Raw genomic sequence first — 21,600 nt, 5'->3', positions numbered from 1 at the left:
TTGGCTAGCTTACTGACGTCCGGGCAGTCGCCCGACGCCTACCGGCGCGACATCGATGGCCTGCGAGCCATAGCGATTTTGCCGGTCGTACTCTATCACACCGGCATGTCCGGCTTTCAGGGCGGATTCGTTGGCGTCGACGTATTCTTCGTCATTTCCGGCTATCTGATGGCCTTGCGGATCATTGGAGGAATCGACCAGGGCGATTTCAGCCTCTGGCGGTTTTACGAAAGCCGCATTCGCCGCATCTTTCCGGCGCTTTTCGCAATGATCGCGGCGTCGGCGGTGATGGCATGGCTATTTTTCATGCCTGTCGAATTTGAGTATTTTGCGCGCAGCGTGAAAGCGGCGGCTCTTTTTGTCTCCAACATCCAGCTCAACAGGGAGAGCGGGTACTTCGATATCAGCGCCCAGCTGAAGCCGTTGTTGCATACATGGTCGCTCGCCATCGAAGAACAATTCTATATCGTCTTCCCCCTGCTGCTCCTTCTTTTGAGCAGGATCGGCCGGGAACGGATCAAACCGGCGCTCATCTTGCTGTTTGTCGGGTCGCTCGCCGCGAGCATATGGGCCGTTGAGCAAAGGCCTGTCGACGCGTTTTACCTGTCGCCGTACCGCGCTTGGGAGCTGCTTCTCGGCGCTTTGCTCGCATTGGGTGTCGTGCCCCGGCCGAAACAGCAGTTTATCGGCGAAATCCTGGCTGCCCTCGGACTTATTCTGATAGGCTTTGCGGTCTTCGTTTATGATGAGAGCACTTCGTTTCCCGGTCTTGCCGCGCTCGTCCCCTGCATTGGTGCCGCTCTGATCATTCAGGGACGAGCCGCGCGCGGTCCGGCGGGATTGTTTCTCACGTCCTCGCCGCTCGTGTTCACCGGGCTGATTTCCTATTCGCTCTATCTCTGGCACTGGCCGATTATCGTCTTCACGCGCTACCTGAACGGTCACGAGCTCACCTTCATCCAAAACGGCCTGCTCGTGGCCATTTCGTTTATCGTGGCTGTTTTTTCCTGGCACTTCATCGAGCGGCCGTTCCGCGGACATGCCGGCCCGGTTCCCCGCAAACCCGTCTTCGCCGCTGCGACAGCGGTCATCGTAGCGGTCGTGGCTTTCGGCAACTATGTCATCACCGAAGTGGGGCTTCCCGGCCGCCTTACTCCGGTTGCCCAGAAAATCTACAATGCCACCTATGACGAAAGCCGGTATTCCAGCTCCGAATGCTTGCAGGACACCAGCGGAAGAGGTCCCTCCCTTTCCGACATCCATTCGGGCAACCTTTGCCGCCTGGGAATTCCCGGGGCGGATAATGTGAATTTCCTCGTTTGGGGCGACTCGCACTCCGGATCGATGGCACCTGCCATCGATCTTGCAGCGACGAAGGCCGGTGCCAGCGGTATTTTGGCCGCGCGGGCCTCGTGTCCGCCACTGCCGGATGTGGAACTGAAAGACCAGAAAGATACGCTGCGTTGTGTCGACTACAATACGGCAGTGCGAGACCTCATCGTTCGCAAGCGCATACCGTTGGTCTTCATGGTTGCCTATTGGCCTAAATACGTCCTCCGCTCGGAGTTGCCTAACCAGGGACTTTATTTCGATCCCAAGATCCGCCCGCCGCTTGACGACGAATCGGCGCCCATTGCGACCGCTCTGGACCAGACCCTCGCCGATCTCAAACGACATGGCACGCAGGTGGTGCTGGTGATGGATGTGCCGGAAATGGGTCACTACATGCCGGAAGCGCTGGCCAAAGCGGCAACGAGAGGCACGTCCACCGATATCGCACCGTCATGGGCCTATACATCCGAGAGGCAAGCGGTCTCACGCGACATGCTTCGCGAATATGCGGCAAAATACGGGGCAATAACCGTCGATGCGCTTCAGGGAATCTGCGACAATGGCCGCTGCGACAGCATGCGAAACGGCCTGCCCCTGTACACGGATTCAGACCATATCACGGCCACGACCGCCCGGAGCTTGAGTTACCTCTATAACCCGGTGTTCAAGACATTGGCCGGTGCACTCGGAATCGCTGTCGACTAGGCTCAGGACTCATTGATCAGAGCGACAAGCCCACCCGAGGTTTCAGGATGACTTTTCCGAAGGCGTGGAATTACCTGTAGGCCACGCGGAAAGCGCTTGCTCGGCAACGGCCTCCAGCATGTCGCGGCTGAAGCCGGCCTTGGCCTGTACCGCCATGCCGTGCGTGACAGCCATCAGGAATGCCGCCAGGGCTTCAGGTTTTGCCGTCTCCGGCAAGTCGCCCTCGGCCTTCGCCCGATCGAAGCGCTCACGAAGCTGCGCCTGACCAGCGGCGCGAAAATCTATCAACGCCTGTCGCACAGGTTCCGCTTCATCCGATCCCGCTACAGCCCCGTTGATACCGAGACATCCCGTATGGCCGGGGTAACGCGTATTGAGGTCGGCTGCACCATACAGGATGTGCTTAGCAACCTGGCGTGCTGTGGGCATCTGAAGCGCCACTGGAATATAGCCCACATAGCGCTCGGAGTAACGATCCAGGACCCGGCGGAAGAGAGCTTCCTTGTTGCCGAATGCAGAATAGAGGGCGGGCCTCTCAACGCCTGCAGCCTCGGTCAGGTCAGCATAGGATGCACCCTCGTAGCCCTTGCGCCAGAAAACGCACAGCGCAGCGTCGAGCACCTTCTCCACGTCAAATTCGCGATGGCGTCCCATCAGAGCGACCCAGCCTTTTTCATAATGATCGTTATTAAAACACTTGACTGCCTCTGTCAAATTTCATACCAATCGTTATCGTAATGGTTGTTACGAAAACGATTGCTGGTCACCAGATCAGGCAGCGCCCTGATCGTCCACAGAAAGGATTTCACATGTCGAACACATTGAAGGGCAAGGTCGTGCTCATTACGGGCGGCTCGCGCGGGCTCGGCGCCGCCACGGCGGAAGCGTTTGCCGATCATGGAGCAGACGTTGCGATCAGCTACGCGGCCTCGGCCGGAAAAGCCGAAGCTGTCGTGGAGAAGCTCAGGGCAAAGGGTGTTCGCGCGATTGCGATCAAGGCGGACCAGGCCGACCTCACGGTCGCCAAGCCTCTGATCGACTCGGTGATTGCCGAATTCGGCAAGCTCGACATCCTCGTCAACAATGCCGGCATCGCGATCCAAGGTCACCTGGTCGACGATACCAAGCTAGACGGAGACAAATACAATCGCCAGTGGCAGGTAAACGTCATGGGCACGATCGCCATCACGCGCGCGGCGGCACCCAAACTGACCGACGGTGGCCGGATCATTTTCATCGGCTCTCTCCTCGGCTCCTACGTGCCCTTCCCGGGCGTTGCCGACTATACCGGAACAAAATGGGCGCTCGCGGGATACGCGAAGGGCATCGCACGCGACCTTGGACCCCGCAATATCACTGTGAACGTCGTACAACCGGGCATCATGCCTACGGACATGGCCTCGGACGTTGCCGGTGAGCTTCCGAACCGTGAAGCAATCCTGGATATGCATCCGATCCGTCGCATTGCGACCCTCGAAGAAGTGGCGGAAACCGTCTGCTTCCTCGCCGGACCTTCCGCGGGCTACATCAACGGTGAGACCGTAAATATCGCCGGTGGTCTCGGAATCTGAGCGTCGAACGCAATAATCCATTCCACTTTCGTACTCGACCGGGTCAGGACCTGTTGGTCCGGTCGAGACAGGATAGCGGTAGCGAGCAGGCTAAGAGCCTGTTTGGAAAGTCGCTGCGGCGAGTCAGATGGCGTGGTTTTCGAGAACCGGAGCGTAGCGTACATTAAGTACGTGAGCACCGGAAGCGCAGAAAACCGCGTCAGATGACCGCCGCAGTAGAGTTTCAAAACCGGCTCTAAGTTATGTCCTGAAGCTGAGCCTCGCCATTGTGCAGGAAGCAGGCTTTCGTGAAGAGCCCCAAATCGACAAGATTGGGCAGGCGAATGTCCCGAATATCCGGCAGAGGTCTGATTGCTGGATCAAACGACCGATCGATCTGCGAGATGAACCCCAGTACGACGCCGGTCTTTCTGGCGAAATCCCTAAGAGCGAGAACCTGGTCAGAGAGTGCTGGCTTGCTTCGTTGCTGGTCGAGTATTTGAAGATAGTCGATAACGGCAACTGTTCCTCGGTCTGAGGCCGACAAGTGGCGAATAATGTAGTCCGCGCTGATTTCATTCGACGTCACGATTTCCAGAGCGTCGCCAAGATCCTGATAACCTTCATCCAACGAGCGGATGTGTTTCCGTGCCTGCTGCTCTGTAAATTCCAGCGTGAAGAATATCGCCTTTCTGCCGTCTCGGGCAGCGTCGAGCAAAAGCTGAAGTCCAAGCGTGGTCTTCCCATGTCCGGGGCGACCCGCCACCAGCAGCAGATCGCCGTCATTGAGCCGGGATAATACGGTTTTCGACAATGATCCCGCTGCGATCCGGGATGAAAGCAGGCTCCACCTCGCAAACCCCTCCTCACGCGCAATTTGATCCAATGCTTCGTGCAGGGGAACACTATTTTTCCGGACCAGTAGTTTGGCGCGGCGTTTCAATTGGAAGATAGGGGCAGAAAGCTTCATCAAAGGACCTCCGTTCCGAGCCAGAAACGCAACCCCTCCTTATGCGTCGCTCGAACCGATGGTTCGATGATGATGTCACCCCGTATGTGCGATACTTCCCGAAAGGAGGGAGGAGGCGCGGGCAAAGCCTATGCTGCAAAGGTTAGCGGGCATCATGATTCGCGACAAGCACAAATGACAGCCTTGTGCCTCGCGACTCGGACAACGAGTCCCATGGCGCAACAGCCGATGCGTTGCCACCCGTGCCTATAAGAGCATGACCGAAAATCCGTCAGGGCGTGGCGAAAATGGGAATTTGCGAGCACCGAAGCGGAGCGTACGTTGGTTACGTGAGCATCGGAGCGCAGGAAAGCGCCATTTGCAGCCCGCCTTGGCGAATTTTCGGTCTAGATCAGCCGCGCTTCTTGCGCAGGCGGATGATGATGTCGACGTTGACGATTTCCATGCCTTCCGGAACCGGAGGCAAATTGCCGACCATGGTCGAGCCGCTGGGGATATCGATCACCTCATTTTCGCCTTCGACGAAAAAGTGATGATGGTCGGAAACGTTCGTGTCGAAATAGGTCTTTGCGCCCTCAACGGCGAGGATGCGGAGCATTCCGGCCTGGGTAAACTGATGCAGTGTATTGTACACCGTCGCCAGCGAAACCGGCACATTGGCACCAAGCGCCTCTTCGTGCAGTTCTTCGGCTGAAAGGTGCCTGTCACCCTTGGCAAAGATCAGGCTGGCGAGCGCGATACGCTGACGGGTCGGCCGCAATCCTGCAAAGCGCAAGCGCTCCTGCAAGGATACATCAGCGTCAATTTCATAAGAAATATGCATGGCCCGTCTGCCACTCCGTTAACTCATATCAGAAGTCCCACCACAGACACATTGTCCGTCGTGTTACATGATTGATATATGCTGTCTTGCGAAATCGATCAATAGGCAGCATTTAGACCATTTGTCTAAGGAAAAGTGTGGGCACAACTGGAAATCGCATGTCGCACTAAATTCGCAGAGGGCTTCGATCCGGCGAGGGTTCCATTTGAGCGTAGTTTGCTCTATGCAGCGTTTTCAGGCGGAAATACACTATGATAGGTTCCGCCCGCGCCGGAACATATCCAGGCGCAAGCCTTGAAGTTACCGATGGGAGAAAGAATGCCAGAACAGAAATCAAGCTACGGGTATGAAGAGCTCCTTGCCTGTGCCCGCGGAGAGATGTTCGGTCAGGGCAATGCCCAGTTGCCAGCGCCGCCCATGCTGATGTTCGATCGTATCACCGAGATTTCTGAAACCGGCGGCGAGAATGGCAAGGGCTATATCCGCGCTGAATTCGATATCAAGCCCGACCTTTGGTTCTTCCCCTGTCATTTCATTGGCGATCCTGTAATGCCCGGCTGCCTCGGCCTCGATGCCATGTGGCAATTGACCGGCTTTTACCTCGGCTGGCTCGGCGAGCCCGGCAAGGGCCGCGCCCTTTCCACCGGCGAAGTCAAGTTCACCGGCATGGTCACGCCGAAAAACAAACTTGTCGAATATGGCATCGACTTCAAACGCGTCATGCGCGGCCGTCTGGTGCTTGGAATCGCCGATGGCTGGTTAAAGGTCGATGGCGAGACTATCTATAAAGCAACTGACCTGCGGGTTGGCCTATTCAAGGAAAGCGCTGCCTGACAAATTTGGCAACGTATTACCTTTAAGGAGATCGCGATGCGGCGAGTGGTTGTGACGGGCATGGGTATCGTGTCCTCTATCGGCAACAATGTAGGGGAGGTGCTGGAATCGCTGCGCGCAGCGAAATCGGGCATCGTCTTTGCTGAGGAATATGCGAAGCACGGTTTCCGCAGCCAGGTCCATGGTGCACCCACACTCGATCCGTCAACGCTGGTAGACCGCCGCGCGATGCGCTTTCACGGTGGCGGCACGGCCTGGAACCATGTCGCCATGGATCAGGCCATCGCTGACGCCGGGCTCGATACGGATCTCATTTCCAATGAGCGCACCGGCATCATCATGGGTTCGGGCGGCTCCTCCACCCGCACGATCGTCGAGGCTGCCGAAAAGACCATCGAATCCGGCTCCAGCAAGAAGGTTGGCCCGTTTGCCGTGCCGAAAGCCATGTCTTCGACCGCCTCGGCGACGCTGGCTACTTGGTTCAAGATCAAGGGCGTCAATTATTCAATTTCGTCAGCCTGCGCGACATCCAACCATTGTGTCGGCAACGCTTATGAGATGATCCAGTACGGCAAGCAGGACATGATGTTCGCCGGCGGCTGCGAGGATCTCGACTGGACCTTGTCCGTGCTTTTCGACGGCATGGGCGCCATGTCCTCCAAATTCAACGACCGGCCGTCGGTAGCCTCACGTGCATATGACAAGAACCGCGATGGCTTTGTCATTTCGGGTGGCGCAGGCGTTCTCGTTCTCGAAGAACTCGAACATGCCAAGGCCCGTGGCGCCAAGATTTACGGCGAACTCGTCGGTTACGGCGTGACCTCGGATGGCGCCGATATGGTCGCACCGAGCGGCGAAGGCGCAGCGCGCTGCATGCGTATGGCGATCGCCAACGTCAAGGGTCCGGTCGACTACATCAACCCGCACGCGACCTCGACGCCTGTCGGCGATCTCAAGGAAATCGAGGCCATCCGCGAAGTCTTCGGTTCGGGCAACCAGTGCCCGCCTATTTCGGCGACCAAATCACTGACCGGCCATTCGCAGGGCGCCACCGGCGTACACGAGTCCATCTATTCACTTCTGATGATGAACCACGATTTCATCGCGGAAAGCGCCAATATCGAAGAACTCGATCCGGCATTCGAAGACATGCCCATTACGCGCCGGCGGATGGATAACATCAAACTGAATACGGTCCTGACCAATTCCTTCGGATTTGGCGGCACGAATGCTTCGCTGGTCTTCCAGCGTTACGAGGGGTAAAATATGGCGGATTTAATGAAGGGCAAACGCGGCCTTATCATGGGGGTCGCGAACAGCCATTCCATTGCCTGGGGAATAGCCAAGGAACTGGCGGACAATGGCGCCCAGCTTGCCTTCACCTACCAGGGCGAAGCCTTCGGCAAGCGTGTCGCACCCTTGGCTGAACAGCTTGGCTCGAAACTGCTGCTGCCTTGCGATGTCGAGGATATCGCTACCGTCGATGCAGTTTTCGAGACGCTGGAAAAAGAATGGGGTACGATCGATTTCGTCGTTCATGCCATCGGCTTCTCCGATAAGTCGCAGCTCAAGGGCCGCTATGCGGATGTGACGACGCGAGATAATTTCTCGAGAACCATGGTCATCTCCGCCTACTCCTTTACCGAGGTCGCCCAGCGCGCGGCGAAGCTCATGACAGACGGCGGGTCCATCCTGACGCTGACCTATGGCGGCTCCACCCGGGTTATGCCCAACTACAATGTGATGGGCGTGGCCAAGGCCGCTCTCGAAGCGATGGTCCGCTATCTCGCCGCCGACTACGGTCCGGAAGGAATTCGCGTCAATGCAATTTCTGCGGGTCCTGTGCGCACGTTGGCTGGCGCCGGCATCGGCGACGCACGCGCCATGTTCTCCTACCAGAAGCGTAACGCGCCGCTGCGCCGTACGGTCGATATAGAAGACGTCGGCCGGTCTGCCCTCTATCTCCTGTCGGACCTGTCGAGCGGCGTCACCGGTGAAATCCACTACGTGGATTCCGGCTACAACATCGTGTCGATGCCGACTCTGGAAGAGCTAAAAAAGTCCGACGACAGCAAGGAGTGATTCTGACAGGGTTCTCCCCGGAACCGGAACAAATCTTGTGCAAGTTTTTGCAAAAGTGGCGCAAGAACTTGCGAAACTGATGCAAGAAATGCCGAATCTGACATGCTTTTTGCTACCGCGGGTGGCATTTTAGTTGTGATAGGTAGAAATTACTTCTTAGCTTCGATGATCTTGTAACCGGCATTGTCTTCAAGCAGCTGCACCGATTTGAACAGTGCTTTCAGTCCCGCCTCATAGGGCATCTGCCGGTTGGCGACGACCAACAGCTTGCCACCAGGCTTGAGCCGTTTGGCGGCCACCGCAATGAAACCCTGCCCCATCGTCGGGTCGGCGCTGCGCCCCGCATGGAACGGCGGATTCATAACGATGGTATCGTAAATCTCTGTAATCGCTTCACTATTCACGTCATGCCAATGAAAGCTCACAGGGATTTCGCCCCCTGATATATTCATTTTGGCAGCTTCCAGCGCCTCGAAATCGGCTTCGTAAAGGGCGAGCGATTTAAGCTTTTCCGCGTGGTTCAAAACTTCGCTGGCAAGGTAACCCCAGCCCGCACCGAAGTCCGCCACGTGCCCGCTGATCCGCCCGGCGAAGTGCTTGACCAGCATGGCAGAACCCTTGTCGATGGCGGCATGCGAGAACATGCCGGGGGCCGTCGTGAAGCGATCTTCGAGCTTTGTCGGTTCGCCCGTAAGTCTCTCAATTTCCTCACTATTTACCATTTCCGGCCGCATGAACCAGAAGGCGACAGCATGATGCTTTGATAGCCTGTCGGCGACCGTAACGATGCTCTCCACCGTCTTTCGGAAGCTGTCGACGCCGAGCTTCTTGTCGCCGGAAACCACGATCTGGCCACCGGGTTTGACGTGCTTCAGTGCCTGCCCCAACCAATTCTCATTGCGTCCTTTGTGCTTGCCCAGCAAGATCAACGCGCCATCAAACTGCTCATTGCCAAGTAACCTTGGCACAGCATTAAAACGTGCCTTCTGCAATGCCAAATAGTCCGGTTTGAATGGTTGAAGACAGGTCAGGCTTGTCTTCCACTCATCACCTACATCGCGATCTACTTCAGCACCGAGAAACAACCATGCGGAGCCTTTGTCTGGCAAAGCCAGTATCTCATCTTCAAAAGGCAGGAAGAGCGTCTGCAGGGCGCCGTTGGCCATAGAGAATCCATCTATAGATATGTTGTGCCAAGAAAAAAGCGCGCCACAAGGGCGCGCTTTCATTATAGCCTATTCAGAAGATTACTCAGCGTCTTCCTGAGCCTTCTTTTCCTGAACGATTTCCTTGCCAGTTTCCTGGTCAACGACTTTCATCGACAGGCGAACCTTGCCGCGTTCGTCGAAGCCCATGAGCTTGACCCAGACCTTCTGGCCTTCCTTGACCACGTCTGAAGTCTTTGCAACACGATCCGAAGCAAGCTGCGAGATGTGAACCAGACCGTCGCGTGGGCCAAAGAAGTTTACGAACGCACCGAAGTCAGCAGTCTTTACAACTGTGCCTTCGTAGATCTCGCCTACTTCCGGCTCTGCGACGATGGAGTGGATCCACTTGCGTGCAGCCTCGATTTCCTTGGCCGAGGACGATGCGATCTTCACTGTACCATCATCTTCGATGTTGATCTTCGCGCCGGTCTTTTCGACGATTTCGCGAATGACCTTGCCACCGGAACCGATAACGTCACGGATCTTGTCGGTCGGAATGTTCATGACTTCAATGCGCGGTGCAAATTCACCAAGTTCCGAGCGGCCTTCGGTGATGGCCTTCGCCATCTCGCCGAGGATATGCAGACGGCCGTCCTTGGCCTGCGCCAAAGCAACCTTCATGATCTCTTCGGTGATGCCGTCGATCTTGATATCCATCTGCAGGGCAGTGATACCATTTTCCGAGCCGGCTACCTTGAAATCCATGTCGCCGAGATGATCTTCGTCGCCGAGGATATCGGAGAGAACAGCGAACTTCTCGCCTTCGAGGATCAGACCCATGGCGATACCGGCGACCGGACGGAGAAGCGGAACACCAGCATCCATAAGGGCAAGCGACGTGCCGCAAACCGTAGCCATCGAGGACGAACCATTGGATTCGGTGATCTCGGAGACCGTACGGAGCGTGTAGGGGAACTGTTCCTTGGCAGGCAGAACCGGATGGATAGCGCGCCAGGCAAGCTTTCCGTGACCGATTTCGCGGCGGCCGGGCGAACCCATGCGACCTGTTTCACCGACCGAATAGGGCGGGAAATTGTAGTGAAGCATGAAGGTTTCTTTGTACATGCCGGTCAGCGAGTCGACATACTGCTCGTCTTCACCGGTACCGAGTGTAGCAACGACGATAGCCTGCGTTTCACCGCGAGTGAACAGAGCCGAGCCGTGTGTGCGTGGCAGAAGGCCGACTTCCGAAACGATCGGACGGACCGTCGAAAGATCGCGGCCGTCGATACGGCTGCCGGTGTCGAGAATGTTCCAGCGAACGATCTTCGCCTGAACCGACTTGAACACAGTTGCGATTTCTTCTGCGGAAAACTCTGGTTCTTCAACGCCTTCCGGGAAGAAATGCGCCTTGACCTTGGCTTTCGCCGCATCGACCGCGTTGTAGCGGTCCTGCTTGTCAGTGATCTTGTAGGCATCGCGGAGATCAGCCTCAACAACCTTCAGAACGGCTGCTTCTGCGGCCGAAAGGTCGTCTGTCTGGAAATCGCGCGGCTCTTTTGCAGCGACTTCAGCGAGCTTGATGATCGCATCAATAACTGGCTGGAAAGCGCGATGACCGAACATTACGGCGCCGAGCATAACGTCTTCCGCCAATTCCTTGGCTTCCGATTCAACCATGAGAACCGCGTCGCCTGTACCGGCAACAACGAGATCGAGGCTCGATTCCGGCATTTCGTCAACGGTTGGGTTCAGTCTGTATTCGCCACCGATATAGCCGACGCGCGCGCCGCCGATCGGGCCCATGAAAGGCACGCCCGAAAGCGTCAGGGCCGCGGAGGCACCGATCATCGAAACGATGTCGGGGTTGTTCTCAAGATCGTGCTGGATAACGGTCAGAACGACCTGTGTATCGTTCTTGTAGCCATCAGCAAAAAGCGGGCGGATCGGGCGGTCGATCAAACGCGAAACCAATGTTTCGTTTTCGCTCGGACGGCCTTCACGTTTGAAGTAACCACCAGGAATTTTACCGGCGGCGTAGGTCTTTTCCTGATAGTTTACCGTCAGAGGGAAGAAGTCCTGACCAGCCTTCGGGGCCTTGGCCGAAACGACTGTCGCGAGTACGACCGTTTCGCCGTAGGTGGCGAGAACGGCGCCGTCAGCCTGACGGGCGATCTTGCCGGTTTCGAGAATGAGCGGACGTCCGCCCCATTCGATTTCAACTTTGTGTTGATTAAACATATCTTGTCCTTCAGTGGAGAAAGACGCGCTTCCCTCTGGATAGCAGCATCGATCTCCCGTTTCGATTTAGACCAATCACGGGCAAGACAATTTGCAACTCGTGACTCGAGTTGCCAGCAATCCTGCCCCATGACCTGTCTCATGGTAGAATTCATTCCCATCGAAGGTTCCCTGTCATTTCATCCGAAATGACCGCCTCCTATGGAGATGAAAGAAACCGGCGGAGCGTCAAACGCTACCGCCGGTTCATTCCGTATTAGCGGCGCAGGCCGAGCTTTTCGATCAGCGTCTGGTAACGGCCCTGATCAACTTTCTTGAGATAATCAAGAAGGCTGCGGCGCGTCGAGACAAGCTTGAGCAGACCACGGCGGGAATGGTTATCCTTCTTGTGGTCCTTGAAATGTTCGGTCAAATTGACAATGCGCTCTGTCAGAACGGCAACCTGGACTTCCGGAGAACCGGTATCGCCTGGCTTCGTTGCATATTCAGTGATCACTGCCTGCTTGCGTTCAGCGGTTATCGACATCGTATATCCTTTCATTTGAAGAGGAAAACAGGATGCCCACGGCCGGGATGTCGTCCAGCGGGGGCCGGTTAAAGCGATAGCAAATGCTGATCGCTGCGGGCCGTATAGTCGAAAATGTGACAAATTACCAGCCGCAAATGATTCTGCCCATTTCAGGCCGTGAACACGCGCTTCGGTTGGAACTGGCCTTTCTCAATAAAGCCGATGGCCAAAAGCTTGCCCTTGGCAGTCACACAGGCTTCTTCGGCTTCGACAGGTGCATCGCGTCCGCGCAGTATCACAGGATTGCCCATGCGAATGCGATGCGCCTGATCATCAGAGACTGCAACCTGCGGCAGGCTTTCCAAAGCTGCGCCCGTATCGATCAGGAACGCATCCATCACCGAGAAGCGCTCGGCCAGCCGCTCATAAGATCGATCCTCACCCTCTTCCTCCGTCGGGACAGGAGGGTGGGCAGCTTCCAACTCCGCGAGTGTGACGAAATCGGACTCCTCGAAGGGTGCAACCTCAATGCGGCGCAAGTCGGAAATGTGGCCATAGCAACCAAGATCACGGCCCATGTCACGTGCGACAGACCGCACGTAGGTGCCCTTGCCGCATTCGACTTCGAAGATCGCCGTCGATGCATCGGTCTGCTCGATCAGTTCCAGCCTGCCAATTTCCACTTCGCGAGAAGGTATCTCAACCTCTTCGCCGCCGCGGGCGAGATCGTAGGCCCGTTCGCCGGCGATTTTGATGGCCGAGAATTTGGGTGGCGTTTGTTGGATGATGCCGATGTATTTCGGCAGCAGTGCTTTGATGGCGGCTTCGTCGGGACGCATGTCCGAGGTCAAAGTCACCTCGCCCTCGAGATCGTCCGTGGAGCGTTCAGCACCCCAGGTCACTGTAAAACGATAGATCTTTGTTCCGTCCATGACATAGGGAACCGTCTTTGTCGCCTCACCCAGAGCAATCGGCAGCATGCCGGATGCCAGAGGGTCCAGCGTGCCCGCATGACCAGCTTTCTCGGCCTTGAACAACCATTTGATCTTGGAGACGGCCTCGGTGGATCCCATGCCTTTCGGTTTGTCGAAGATCAGCCAACCGGAAACCGGGCGGCCCTTTTTCTTGCGTTGCCGTGTCATCTCAATCGTTACCGTCGCCGTCGTGACCCGGCACGTCGCCCGGATTGGGATCACCACCGTCGTCATCCTCATCGTCGACGAGGTCGCGAGTGACTTCCGGCTTGCGCAAGAGAGCGTCAATCTTGGCGTAATTGTCGAAGCTTGTGTCGATACGGAACCGGAATTCCGGCATATATTTCATCTGCTTGAGATGAGATGCGGCCCGGCCGCGAATGAACTTGGCATTCTTGTTAAGGGCGCTGATGACGCCTTCGCTGTCGACGGCACCGACTGGTGACACAAAACATGTCGCTATCTTCAAATCTGGCGACATGCGGACTTCGGAAATGGCAATTACCGCATTTTCCAGCGTGTCGTCGCGGACATCGCCACGCGCAAGCACTTGCGAAACCGCATGGCGCACTTGCTCACTGACGCGCAGCTGGCGTTGAGAAGGGCCTGATCCTGTAGCAAAACGAGCCATTAATTATTGTATCCCAAAAATTCGCATCCCAATAAACAACGGATCGCCGGCTTTTCATTCCGGCGATCCTATCCTCAGTGATTTGGTCGCTGCTCCTTAGAGCGTGCGGGTCACGTGTTCGACGCGGAAAGCTTCGATCGTGTCGCCTGCGCGCATATCGTCGTAATTCTCGAACGCCATACCGCACTCCTGGCCGGCCGGGACTTCGGTAACTTCGTCCTTGAAGCGCTTGAGCGTCTTGAGCTTGCCTTCATGGATGACGACGTTATCGCGGATAAGACGGACGCCCGCACCACGTTCGACCTTGCCTTCCGTGACACGGCAGCCAGCGACCTTGCCAACCTTGGTGATGTTGAAGACTTCCAGAATTTCCGCATTGCCGATGAAGGTTTCGCGGCGCTCTGGCGAAAGAAGACCCGACATCGCTGCTTTCACATCATCAACGAGATCGTAGATGATGTTGTAGTAGCGTATTTCGATGCCTTCACGCTCGGCCAGATCACGGGCCTGTTTGTTGGCACGCACGTTGAAGCCGATGATTGCCGCGTTCGAGGCCTCGGCGAGGGCGATATCGCTCTCGGTGATGCCGCCAGCACCCGAGTGGATGATGCGCGCACGCACTTCGTCGGTTCCAAGCTTATCCAGGGCACCGGCAATGGCTTCGATCGAGCCTTGTACGTCGCCCTTGATGAGAAGCGGAAATTCCTTCAGCCCGGTTACTTGCAACTGGCTCATCATCTGTTCGAGCGAACCGCGGGAACCAGCCTGACGTGCCACAGCCTTTTCACGGGCAAGACGTGTACGGTATTCAGAAATCTCACGCGCCTTGGCTTCGCTTTCAACGACTGCAAAGCGATCACCGGCCTGCGGTGGTCCGCCTAGACCAAGAACCTCGACCGGCATTGCCGGTCCGGCATCCTTGAGATTTTCACCGCGGTCATTGACGAGCGCGCGAACGCGGCCCCACTCACTGCCTGCGACGATGATATCGCCCGGCCTGAGAGTGCCCTTCTGCACCAGTACGGTAGCAACCGAACCGCGGCCACGATCAAGCTTGGCTTCGATCACGACACCTTCGGCAGTCCGGGTAGGATCGGCTTTAAGGTCGAGAACTTCCGCCTGCAGCAGGATCGTTTCCAGTAGCTTGTCGAGGCCGGCACCGGTCTTGGCCGAAACTTCAACGTCCAGCGTTTCACCGCCCATGGATTCCACGAACACTTCATGCTGCAAAAGACCGTTGCGGACCTTCTGCGGATCAGCAGATGGCTTGTCGATCTTGTTGATCGCTACGATGATCGGAACACCGGCAGCCTTGGCATGGTTGATCGACTCGATCGTCTGCGGCATGACGCTGTCATCGGCAGCAACGACCAGAATGGCGATATCGGTTGCCTGTGCACCGCGGGCACGCATGGCTGTAAAGGCCGCGTGGCCCGGCGTATCGATGAACGTGATCTTCTGGCCGTTCTGCTCAACCTGATAGGCACCAATGTGCTGGGTAATGCCGCCAGCTTCACCGGAAACGACATTTGCCTTGCGGATCGCATCGAGCAGCGAGGTCTTGCCGTGGTCGACGTGACCCATGATGGTGACAACTGGCGGACGTGACACGAACGAAGCCGTGTCGTCCTGCACATTGAAGATACCTTCTTCAACGTCAGACTCGGCAACACGGCGGACCGTGTGGCCAAATTCTTCGGCAATCAACTGAGCCGTATCGGCGTCGATCAGATCGCCCGGCTTCATCATCTGGCCTTCCTTCATCAGGAATTTGATGACGTCGACGGAACGTTCGGCCATGCGCTGGGCGAGTTCCTGGATCGTGATCGTCTCTGGCAGGATGACTTCACGCGCGATCTTCTCACGGGTCTCCTGCTGCATGCCGCGTTTGAATTTTTCCTGGCGGCGGCGCATGGCAGATAGCGAACGGCTGCGACTTTCATCATTGAGCGCAGTGCCCAAGGTCAGCTTGCCGCGGCGGCGTTCATCTTCGCCCTTGACGACCTTTGGCGCCCGGACTTCCGGTTTGGCCGGAGCAGCACTGGTGCCACGGCGGGCGCCAGCAGGACCACGACGATCGTCGTCTTCTTCGGCAGCATTCGGTTTGCGCGCCGCTGCCTTCAATGTTGCGTCGTCGGCTGTCTTCAACTCGGCAGGCTGGCGCTTGCGGGATTCTTCTTCCGCACGCTGCTTGGCCTCGGCCTCTTTGCGTAGGCGCTCTTCTTCCTCGGCCTGGCGGCGGGCAGATGCTTCACGTTCCTGAGCACGCAGTGCGTCGTCCTCAGCACGGCGGGCAGCCTCGATCGCTGCCTTGGCGCGATCTTCCGCATCACGGGCCTTGGAACCTTCAAGCGCCTTGCGGCGCGCTTCGAGCTCGGCTGTGGACAGCGTGTTAAGCACCATACCGGAACGATCGTTCGGGCGCTGACCGGAAGGACGATAAGGCTGTTGGGCGGGGCGCTGCTGGGCAGGCGCAGCGGAACGCGCACTTGTCTGGGGCGCTGGTGCCGACGCGGCTGGAGCAGCCGGACGCGACGCCGGTGCAGCAGCACTTGGCTGCGGTGCAGCCGGCTGGGGCGCAGGGCGCGCGGGCGCGGCTGCAGGCGTGGGCGCTGGAGTCGCAGCAACAGGAGGCGCAACCTCCGGCTTCTGATCCGGGAGGCTGAACTTGCGCTTCTTTGTTTCAACGACAACAGACTTCGTACGCCCATGGCTGAAGTTCTGACGCACGGTGCTCTGTTCAACGCCAGGCCGCTTCAGGGTCAGGGTCTTCTTATTGACGCCTAGCGTCTTGTCGTCTGTCGATTTTGTATCGCTCATTCCGTTTCCGTTTCCTTCGCGACAGTCGCCGCTTTAGCGTCGGCCACATCCGTGGGGCCATCGCGAAAATGCTGTAGAAGCCAGGCTCGTTTTATGAACCCGGCAGCTGCCTTCCCCTTGAGTACGGCAGCATGTATCACATTTACCCCACCCAATGCCAAATCCATTTCACTGCTTTCGAACAATGAAAGGGCGGGTATTTCAGGTCCGCCCGCATAAACAACCGAACGGCGGGCCTGGTCAAGTTTGCGGACACCATCTTCGGCCGCTTCAAAGGCATGAAGCACGAGTGCAGCGGTGCCGTTGCGGATGGCAATATCCACTTTTGCGGCCCCTGTTACCACAACCCCAGCCTTCCGCGCCAACCCAAAACTGCCCAACGCCGATTTTGCGAGCATCTGGTCTACTGCCTGTCCCAAATTATCGGGAGCCGTGACACTGCTCTTCAATCCGCGCGGAAAAAGCTTTCGCTTGACCGCCTCATCGATATATCGCCGCTGGGCTTTAACCCAACAGCCCCGGCCGGGCAGATTGCGCTTCAGATCAGCCACAACCGTACCGTCTGGACCAGCGACAAACCGGATCATGTCATCGACAGAACCGCTTGTCCGCGTGACAATGCACGTTCTGTCGTTCATTTCCGGTTCCACGTCTGGATCGCTCGAAATCAGCCAGCGACCTCTTCTTCCGCCGTTGGTTCAGCTTCGGCAGCAGCAAGATCGTCTTCCGTGATCCATCCAGCTTTCAGACGTGCAGCAAGAACCATCTGTTCCGCGTCGGCACGGCTGACTTCGAACGACGACAGAATGCCTGGATAGTTGATTGTCTCACCATCCTTGCGTTCACGCCAGCCGGTCAGTTCGTCGACTGCGTAGCCAGCGAAGTCCTCGATCGTCTTGACGCCATCTTCACCGACAGCAACGAGAATAGCGTTGGTCATGCCTGGCAGGTCACGAAGCTCGTCCGCAACACCCAATTCCTTACGGCGGGCGTCGCGTTCTTCTTCAATACGGCCAAGATATTCCTGGGCGCGCTGCTGAATTTCCGTTGCCGTATCCTCATCGAAACCATCGATGGAGGAAATGTCATCGGCATCCACATACGCGATTTCCTCGACGCTGGCAAAACCTTCGGAGGCAAGGACCTGGCCGACCATCTCGTCGACATCAAGCGCTTCCATGAAGAGGTTCGAGCGTTCGACGAATTCCTTCTGGCGGCGCTCGGATTCTTCCTGCTCGGTGAGGATATCGATATCCCAGCCAGTCAACTGCGAAGCCAGACGCACATTTTGCCCACGACGACCGATTGCAAGTGATAGTTGGTCATCCGGGACCACAACTTCAATACGTTCGGCGTCTTCATCGAGAACAACTTTTGAAACTTCCGCCGGCTGCAGCGCATTGACGATGAACGAAGCGGGCTCAGGCGACCATGGAATAATATCGATCTTTTCGCCTTGGAGTTCACCGACAACCGCCTGAACGCGTGAACCGCGCATACCGACGCAGGCGCCGACCGGGTCGATCGAAGAATCACGGGAGATGACCGCGATCTTGGCGCGCGACCCCGGATCACGGGCTACCGACTTGATCTCGATGATGCCATCATAAATTTCCGGCACTTCCATGGTAAAAAGCTTTGCCATGAACTGCGGATGAGTGCGACTCAGGAAAATCTGCGGACCACGCTGTTCGCGGCGCACATCGTAAACATAAGCGCGAACACGATCGCCATAACGGAAAGTTTCGCGAGGAATCAGCTCGTCGCGGCGGACAATGGCTTCGCCACGCCCGAGGTCGACGATCACGTTGCCATATTCCACGCGCTTGACACTGCCATTGATGATTTCGCCAACGCGATCCTTATATTCGTCGTACTGGCGGTCACGCTCGGCTTCGCGCACCTTCTGAACGATGACCTGCTTGGCAGATTGCGCAGCGATACGGCCAAAATCCATCGGTGGCAGCTGGTCGGCAAGGAAATCGCCGGGCTGCGCGTCTGGATTGCGATCCCGCGCAGCTTCCATGCTGATCTGGGTGACAGGATCCTCGACGTCCTCGACCACCTCAAGCAGGCGCTGAAGCTTGATCTCACCGGTCTTGGCGTTGATATCAGCCCGGATATTGGTTTCCTGGCCATAACGCGAGCGCGCGGCTTTCTGAATGGCATCGGCCATCGCCGCAATCACGATCTCGCGGTCAATCGACTTCTCGCGCGCCACCGCATCGGCGATCTGCAGAAGTTCTAGCCTGTTTGCACTGACTGCCATGTTCTTCTCCTTGAAGTTCCCCTTGGGGTTCATCGCCGCATTGCTTCTGCGGGCGTATGAAATATCAATCCTGTTTTATCTCTTCCTGCCCGGCCGTCGAAGCTTCCGCCTCGTCTGCCTGGCCAGTGCTATCTTCCGGGATCCGGCCTTCGCGCAAATCCTTGTCGCGGCGCAGCGCATCACGAATGAGGTCGTCTGTCAGGACAAGCCGTGCATCCGAAATCAGCTCGAACGGGACCTCCACGACTGGTTTGTCGCCATAGCTTGCCTGGTCGCTCTCGACCGTGACACCTTCGACGGAAACCTCGGCTATGCGGCCGCGAAACTTTTTGCGTCCTTCGTGAACGGCCGATGTATCGATCTTGGCGATATGGCCGATCCATTTGGTAAAATCTGATTTGCGTACCAACGGCCGGTCAATACCCGGTGACGAGACTTCGAGATGATAGTTCCGGTCGATTGGATCCTCGACATCAAGCACCGGTGACAATGTTCGACTGACGAGTTCACAATCTTCCACGGTCATCGTACCGTCGTGGCGCTCCGCCATGATCTGCAGCGTCAAGCCATTGAGACCGGAAAGCCGGGCGCGTACCAACCGAAAGCCGATGGACTGCAGCACCGGTTCAATGATACCGGCAACGCGGGCGTCGATACCCGTTTCAGTAATGATCCGCTCGTCCGCACCCTCTATCGGGGTCGTTTCCTGTTTCGTATTAGCGTCGTCTGTCACGCAAAGATTTTCCCTGTTTCGGCCTTAAGAAACAAAAAAGAGCGGGACCGGTCTGGACCCACTCCTGTTCTATCGACCAAGAATATGACGCTTATATACCGAAATGGTGCGCGAGTTTCAAGCGCAGAGGTGATTTTCTGCTGAGTTGTTTACAGACGCTAATCTCGTCATGCGTTTTCGCATGGCTGCCCTGCATTGTTGGACCTAAATTTATCAACTCATTCATCCTATCTATGCTGCAGTGCAATATAGACTAAAGGATGAAAAAATGTCCAAAACTCAACAGCTTTCAAAGATCGGTAACTTCTTCCGCGCATTCGGAAGCGCTGTTGCTGTCGCCGAAGCTACTCGACTTGGCCACCAGCCCGTCGCGTCTGACCTGCGTGCGCTCGGTATCGATCCAGTACAGTTCAAATCCATCTACCGGCGCTAATCTCCGGCAGACGGCGTAGCCAGACCTTCTCAATCCTCGTTCGCCGCGAGGGCGGCAAGGACTTTACCCTTGCCTCGCGCCCGCAGGATAAGCGGGACGACAACTGCGCATACTGCAAGCAACAGCAATATCACCGAGATCGGCGAGCCGACAAAGACGGTGAAATCACCCTGACTGATCTGCAGTGCGCGGCGGAAATGTATCTCCGCCATGGGTCCGAGAATGAGACCCACAACAACCGGCGCAATCGGATAGCCAAAAAGCCGCAGGAAATAGCCGAGCAGGCCAAACAGCAGCAACATTCCTAACTCGAATGTCGAGGGATTGGCGCCAATGGTTCCGAGTGTCGCAAAGACCAGGATACCGGCATAGAGCCAATGCCTTGGGATCGATAGCAACCGGACCCATAATCCGACCAGCGGCAAATTCAGGACCAGCAACATGAAATTTGCTACGAGCAGGCTGGCGATCAAACCCCAGACCAGCTGCGGATTGGTTGCAAACAACAGCGGACCGGGCTGCAAACCGAACTGCTGAAATCCTGCCAGCATGATGGCTGCAGTGGCGCTGGTCGGAAGTCCAAGTGTCAGCAGGGGAACAAGTGTGCCTGCGGCCGATGCATTGTTGGCCGCCTCGGGACCGGCGACGCCTTCGATGGCGCCATGGCCGAATTCTTCTGGCTTTTTCGAAAGCTGCTTCTCCACCGAATAAGACAGAAATGTACCAATCTCGGCACCGCCCGCCGGCATCGCGCCGATCGGGAAACCGATGAATGTCCCTCGAAGCCAAGGTTTCCAGGAGCGTGACCAATCTTCCCTATTCATCCAGACCGACCCTTTGACGGGCTCAATTTTTCCTTCGCCCGTGCTTTTCGATGCAGCGACACTCAATGTTTCACCAATCGCAAACAAGGCAACGGCAAGCGTTGTAATCTCGACGCCATCGGTCAGATCGGGGATGCCGAAGCCCAGGCGCACCTGTCCCGACAGACCGTCGGCTCCTATCAAACCAAGCGCGAGGCCAATGAATAGTGCAGTCAATCCACGCAAGGTTGAATCGCCAAAAGCGGCCGATACGGTCATGAAGGCCAACATCATCAGGGCAAAATATTCTGGCGCGCCAAAGGAAAGCGCAAATTTGACGATAGTGGGAGCAATCAGCGCCAGCGCCATTGTCGCAATCAACCCCGCCACGAAGGAGCCGATCGCGGCGGTCGCCAGGGCGGGACCACCTCGCCCGGCACGTGCCATCTTGTTGCCTTCGAGCGCAGTGACGATCGATGCGCTCTCCCCTGGCGTGTTCAAAAGAATCGATGTGGTCGACCCGCCATACATGCCGCCATAGTAGATGCCGGCAAACATAATGAGCGAACCTGCAGGATCCAGCTTATAAGTAACCGGCAGCAACAAAGCGACCGTAAGCGCTGGTCCAATGCCGGGCAGAACGCCAACGGCAGTACCCAATGTTACGCCGATGAGTGCATAAAGTAGATTGAACGGCTGGAATGCGACGGCAAAACCATGTGCTAATAGGGCAAAACTATCCAT

At 56.8% G+C, this 21,600-nt stretch carries 19 protein-coding genes; 6 read left to right on the top strand and 13 right to left on the bottom strand.

Annotation, left to right across the window (positions count from 1 at the left end; all coding sequences use genetic code 11):
* On the top strand, positions 1–2,037 hold the full coding sequence (locus C7476_RS00715) for an acyltransferase family protein (RefSeq protein ID WP_114428003.1): 2,037 nt from the start codon (positions 1–3) through the stop codon (positions 2,035–2,037).
* Positions 2,038–2,079: 42 nt separating this feature from the next.
* Here the strand turns inward: C7476_RS00715 and C7476_RS00710 are convergent, their stop codons facing one another.
* Positions 2,080–2,691 carry a TetR/AcrR family transcriptional regulator gene (locus C7476_RS00710; protein ID WP_114428002.1) on the bottom strand — a complete coding sequence of 204 codons (612 nt, stop codon included), beginning with the start codon at positions 2,689–2,691 and terminating at the stop codon, positions 2,080–2,082.
* Positions 2,692–2,846: 155 nt separating this feature from the next.
* Between C7476_RS00710 and C7476_RS00705 the strand changes: the two genes are divergently transcribed.
* Positions 2,847–3,608, top strand: a complete 762-nt coding sequence (locus C7476_RS00705) for an SDR family NAD(P)-dependent oxidoreductase (RefSeq protein ID WP_114428514.1) — start codon at positions 2,847–2,849, stop codon at positions 3,606–3,608.
* Positions 3,609–3,843: 235 nt separating this feature from the next.
* Here C7476_RS00705 and C7476_RS00700 read toward each other — a convergent pair whose 3' ends face one another.
* Positions 3,844–4,557, bottom strand: coding sequence for a DNA helicase (locus tag C7476_RS00700; protein WP_114428001.1), 714 nt, complete (start codon positions 4,555–4,557; stop codon positions 3,844–3,846).
* Positions 4,558–4,948: 391 nt separating this feature from the next.
* On the bottom strand, positions 4,949–5,380 hold the full coding sequence (gene irrA, locus C7476_RS00695) for an iron response transcriptional regulator IrrA (protein WP_112526576.1): 432 nt from the start codon (positions 5,378–5,380) through the stop codon (positions 4,949–4,951).
* Positions 5,381–5,698: 318 nt separating this feature from the next.
* On the opposite strand from irrA, the gene fabA reads away from it, so the two are divergent.
* From fabA to fabI, 3 genes are read left to right on the top strand one after another with little or no spacing between them, the layout of a single operon-like run.
* Complete coding sequence (gene fabA, locus C7476_RS00690) at positions 5,699–6,214, top strand: 3-hydroxyacyl-[acyl-carrier-protein] dehydratase FabA (protein ID WP_008122449.1); 516 nt, start codon at positions 5,699–5,701, stop codon at positions 6,212–6,214.
* A gap of 36 nt (positions 6,215–6,250) precedes the next feature.
* Positions 6,251–7,477, top strand: a complete 1,227-nt coding sequence (gene fabB / locus C7476_RS00685; protein WP_114428000.1) for a beta-ketoacyl-ACP synthase I — start codon at positions 6,251–6,253, stop codon at positions 7,475–7,477.
* A gap of 3 nt (positions 7,478–7,480) precedes the next feature.
* A complete protein-coding gene (fabI, locus tag C7476_RS00680; RefSeq protein ID WP_114427999.1) occupies positions 7,481–8,296 on the top strand; it encodes an enoyl-ACP reductase FabI in 816 nt (271 codons plus the stop codon).
* A gap of 149 nt (positions 8,297–8,445) precedes the next feature.
* On the opposite strand, the gene C7476_RS00675 is transcribed toward fabI, so the two are convergent.
* The 9 genes from C7476_RS00675 to rimP all read right to left on the bottom strand — a co-directional run bounded on the left by C7476_RS00675 (position 8,446) and on the right by rimP (position 19,620).
* A complete protein-coding gene (locus tag C7476_RS00675; RefSeq protein WP_114427998.1) occupies positions 8,446–9,462 on the bottom strand; it encodes a class I SAM-dependent methyltransferase in 1,017 nt (338 codons plus the stop codon).
* 81 nt (positions 9,463–9,543) lie between these two features.
* The gene (pnp, locus tag C7476_RS00670) at positions 9,544–11,685 is read right to left on the bottom strand and encodes a polyribonucleotide nucleotidyltransferase (RefSeq protein ID WP_112526584.1); all 2,142 of its coding nucleotides are present in this window, start codon (positions 11,683–11,685) and stop codon (positions 9,544–9,546) included.
* Between the two features lie 256 nt (positions 11,686–11,941).
* Positions 11,942–12,226: a 30S ribosomal protein S15 gene (gene rpsO, locus C7476_RS00665; protein WP_425373926.1), complete on the bottom strand. Its 285-nt coding sequence runs from the start codon at positions 12,224–12,226 to the stop codon at positions 11,942–11,944.
* Between the two features lie 137 nt (positions 12,227–12,363).
* Complete coding sequence (truB, locus tag C7476_RS00660) at positions 12,364–13,335, bottom strand: tRNA pseudouridine(55) synthase TruB (protein ID WP_114427997.1); 972 nt, start codon at positions 13,333–13,335, stop codon at positions 12,364–12,366.
* A gap of 1 nt (position 13,336) precedes the next feature.
* Positions 13,337–13,798 (bottom strand): 30S ribosome-binding factor RbfA, encoded by a 462-nt coding sequence (gene rbfA, locus C7476_RS00655; RefSeq protein ID WP_114427996.1) that lies wholly within the window; start codon positions 13,796–13,798, stop codon positions 13,337–13,339.
* Between the two features lie 96 nt (positions 13,799–13,894).
* Positions 13,895–16,618 carry a translation initiation factor IF-2 gene (gene infB / locus C7476_RS00650; RefSeq protein WP_114427995.1) on the bottom strand — a complete coding sequence of 908 codons (2,724 nt, stop codon included), beginning with the start codon at positions 16,616–16,618 and terminating at the stop codon, positions 13,895–13,897.
* Entirely contained in the window at positions 16,615–17,268 is a 654-nt protein-coding gene (locus tag C7476_RS00645; RefSeq protein WP_114427994.1) for an RNA-binding protein, read from the bottom strand. Before C7476_RS00645 ends, infB begins: the two co-directional genes overlap by 4 nt.
* 17 nt (positions 17,269–17,285) lie before the next feature.
* Positions 17,286–18,887, bottom strand: coding sequence for a transcription termination factor NusA (nusA, locus tag C7476_RS00640; RefSeq protein ID WP_114427993.1), 1,602 nt, complete (start codon positions 18,885–18,887; stop codon positions 17,286–17,288).
* Between the two features lie 64 nt (positions 18,888–18,951).
* Entirely contained in the window at positions 18,952–19,620 is a 669-nt protein-coding gene (rimP, locus tag C7476_RS00635) for a ribosome maturation factor RimP (protein WP_114427992.1), read from the bottom strand.
* A gap of 268 nt (positions 19,621–19,888) precedes the next feature.
* Between rimP and C7476_RS28010 the strand changes: the two genes are divergently transcribed.
* On the top strand, positions 19,889–20,053 hold the full coding sequence (locus C7476_RS28010) for a hypothetical protein (protein WP_181872304.1): 165 nt from the start codon (positions 19,889–19,891) through the stop codon (positions 20,051–20,053).
* A gap of 29 nt (positions 20,054–20,082) precedes the next feature.
* Here the strand turns inward: C7476_RS28010 and C7476_RS00630 are convergent, their stop codons facing one another.
* A complete protein-coding gene (locus C7476_RS00630) occupies positions 20,083–21,600 on the bottom strand; it encodes a tripartite tricarboxylate transporter permease (protein ID WP_114427991.1) in 1,518 nt (505 codons plus the stop codon).

The sequence above is a fragment of the Phyllobacterium bourgognense genome (genome assembly GCF_003337575.1).
GTDB classification, from domain to species: domain Bacteria; phylum Pseudomonadota; class Alphaproteobacteria; order Rhizobiales; family Rhizobiaceae; genus Phyllobacterium; species Phyllobacterium bourgognense.
Note: the sequence above shows the minus strand (reverse complement) of the source record. Positions and strands in the feature narration are given on the sequence as shown.

Coding starts and splice junctions, on each gene's coding strand:
- C7476_RS00710 (WP_114428002.1), bottom strand. CDS start 2,691: ATGGGACGCCATCGCGAATTTGACGTGGAGAAGGTGCTCGACGCTGCG.
- C7476_RS00705 (WP_114428514.1), top strand. CDS start 2,847: ATGTCGAACACATTGAAGGGCAAGGTCGTGCTCATTACGGGCGGCTCG.
- C7476_RS28010 (WP_181872304.1), top strand. CDS start 19,889: ATGTCCAAAACTCAACAGCTTTCAAAGATCGGTAACTTCTTCCGCGCA.
- truB (WP_114427997.1), bottom strand. CDS start 13,335: ATGACACGGCAACGCAAGAAAAAGGGCCGCCCGGTTTCCGGTTGGCTG.
- irrA (WP_112526576.1), bottom strand. CDS start 5,380: ATGCATATTTCTTATGAAATTGACGCTGATGTATCCTTGCAGGAGCGC.
- pnp (WP_112526584.1), bottom strand. CDS start 11,685: ATGTTTAATCAACACAAAGTTGAAATCGAATGGGGCGGACGTCCGCTC.
- rbfA (WP_114427996.1), bottom strand. CDS start 13,798: ATGGCTCGTTTTGCTACAGGATCAGGCCCTTCTCAACGCCAGCTGCGC.
- C7476_RS00700 (WP_114428001.1), bottom strand. CDS start 4,557: ATGAAGCTTTCTGCCCCTATCTTCCAATTGAAACGCCGCGCCAAACTA.
- infB (WP_114427995.1), bottom strand. CDS start 16,618: ATGAGCGATACAAAATCGACAGACGACAAGACGCTAGGCGTCAATAAG.
- fabA (WP_008122449.1), top strand. CDS start 5,699: ATGCCAGAACAGAAATCAAGCTACGGGTATGAAGAGCTCCTTGCCTGT.
- nusA (WP_114427993.1), bottom strand. CDS start 18,887: ATGGCAGTCAGTGCAAACAGGCTAGAACTTCTGCAGATCGCCGATGCG.
- fabB (WP_114428000.1), top strand. CDS start 6,251: ATGCGGCGAGTGGTTGTGACGGGCATGGGTATCGTGTCCTCTATCGGC.
- rpsO (WP_425373926.1), bottom strand. CDS start 12,226: ATGAAAGGATATACGATGTCGATAACCGCTGAACGCAAGCAGGCAGTG.
- C7476_RS00675 (WP_114427998.1), bottom strand. CDS start 9,462: ATGGCCAACGGCGCCCTGCAGACGCTCTTCCTGCCTTTTGAAGATGAG.
- fabI (WP_114427999.1), top strand. CDS start 7,481: ATGGCGGATTTAATGAAGGGCAAACGCGGCCTTATCATGGGGGTCGCG.
- C7476_RS00630 (WP_114427991.1), bottom strand. CDS start 21,600: ATGGATAGTTTTGCCCTATTAGCACATGGTTTTGCCGTCGCATTCCAG.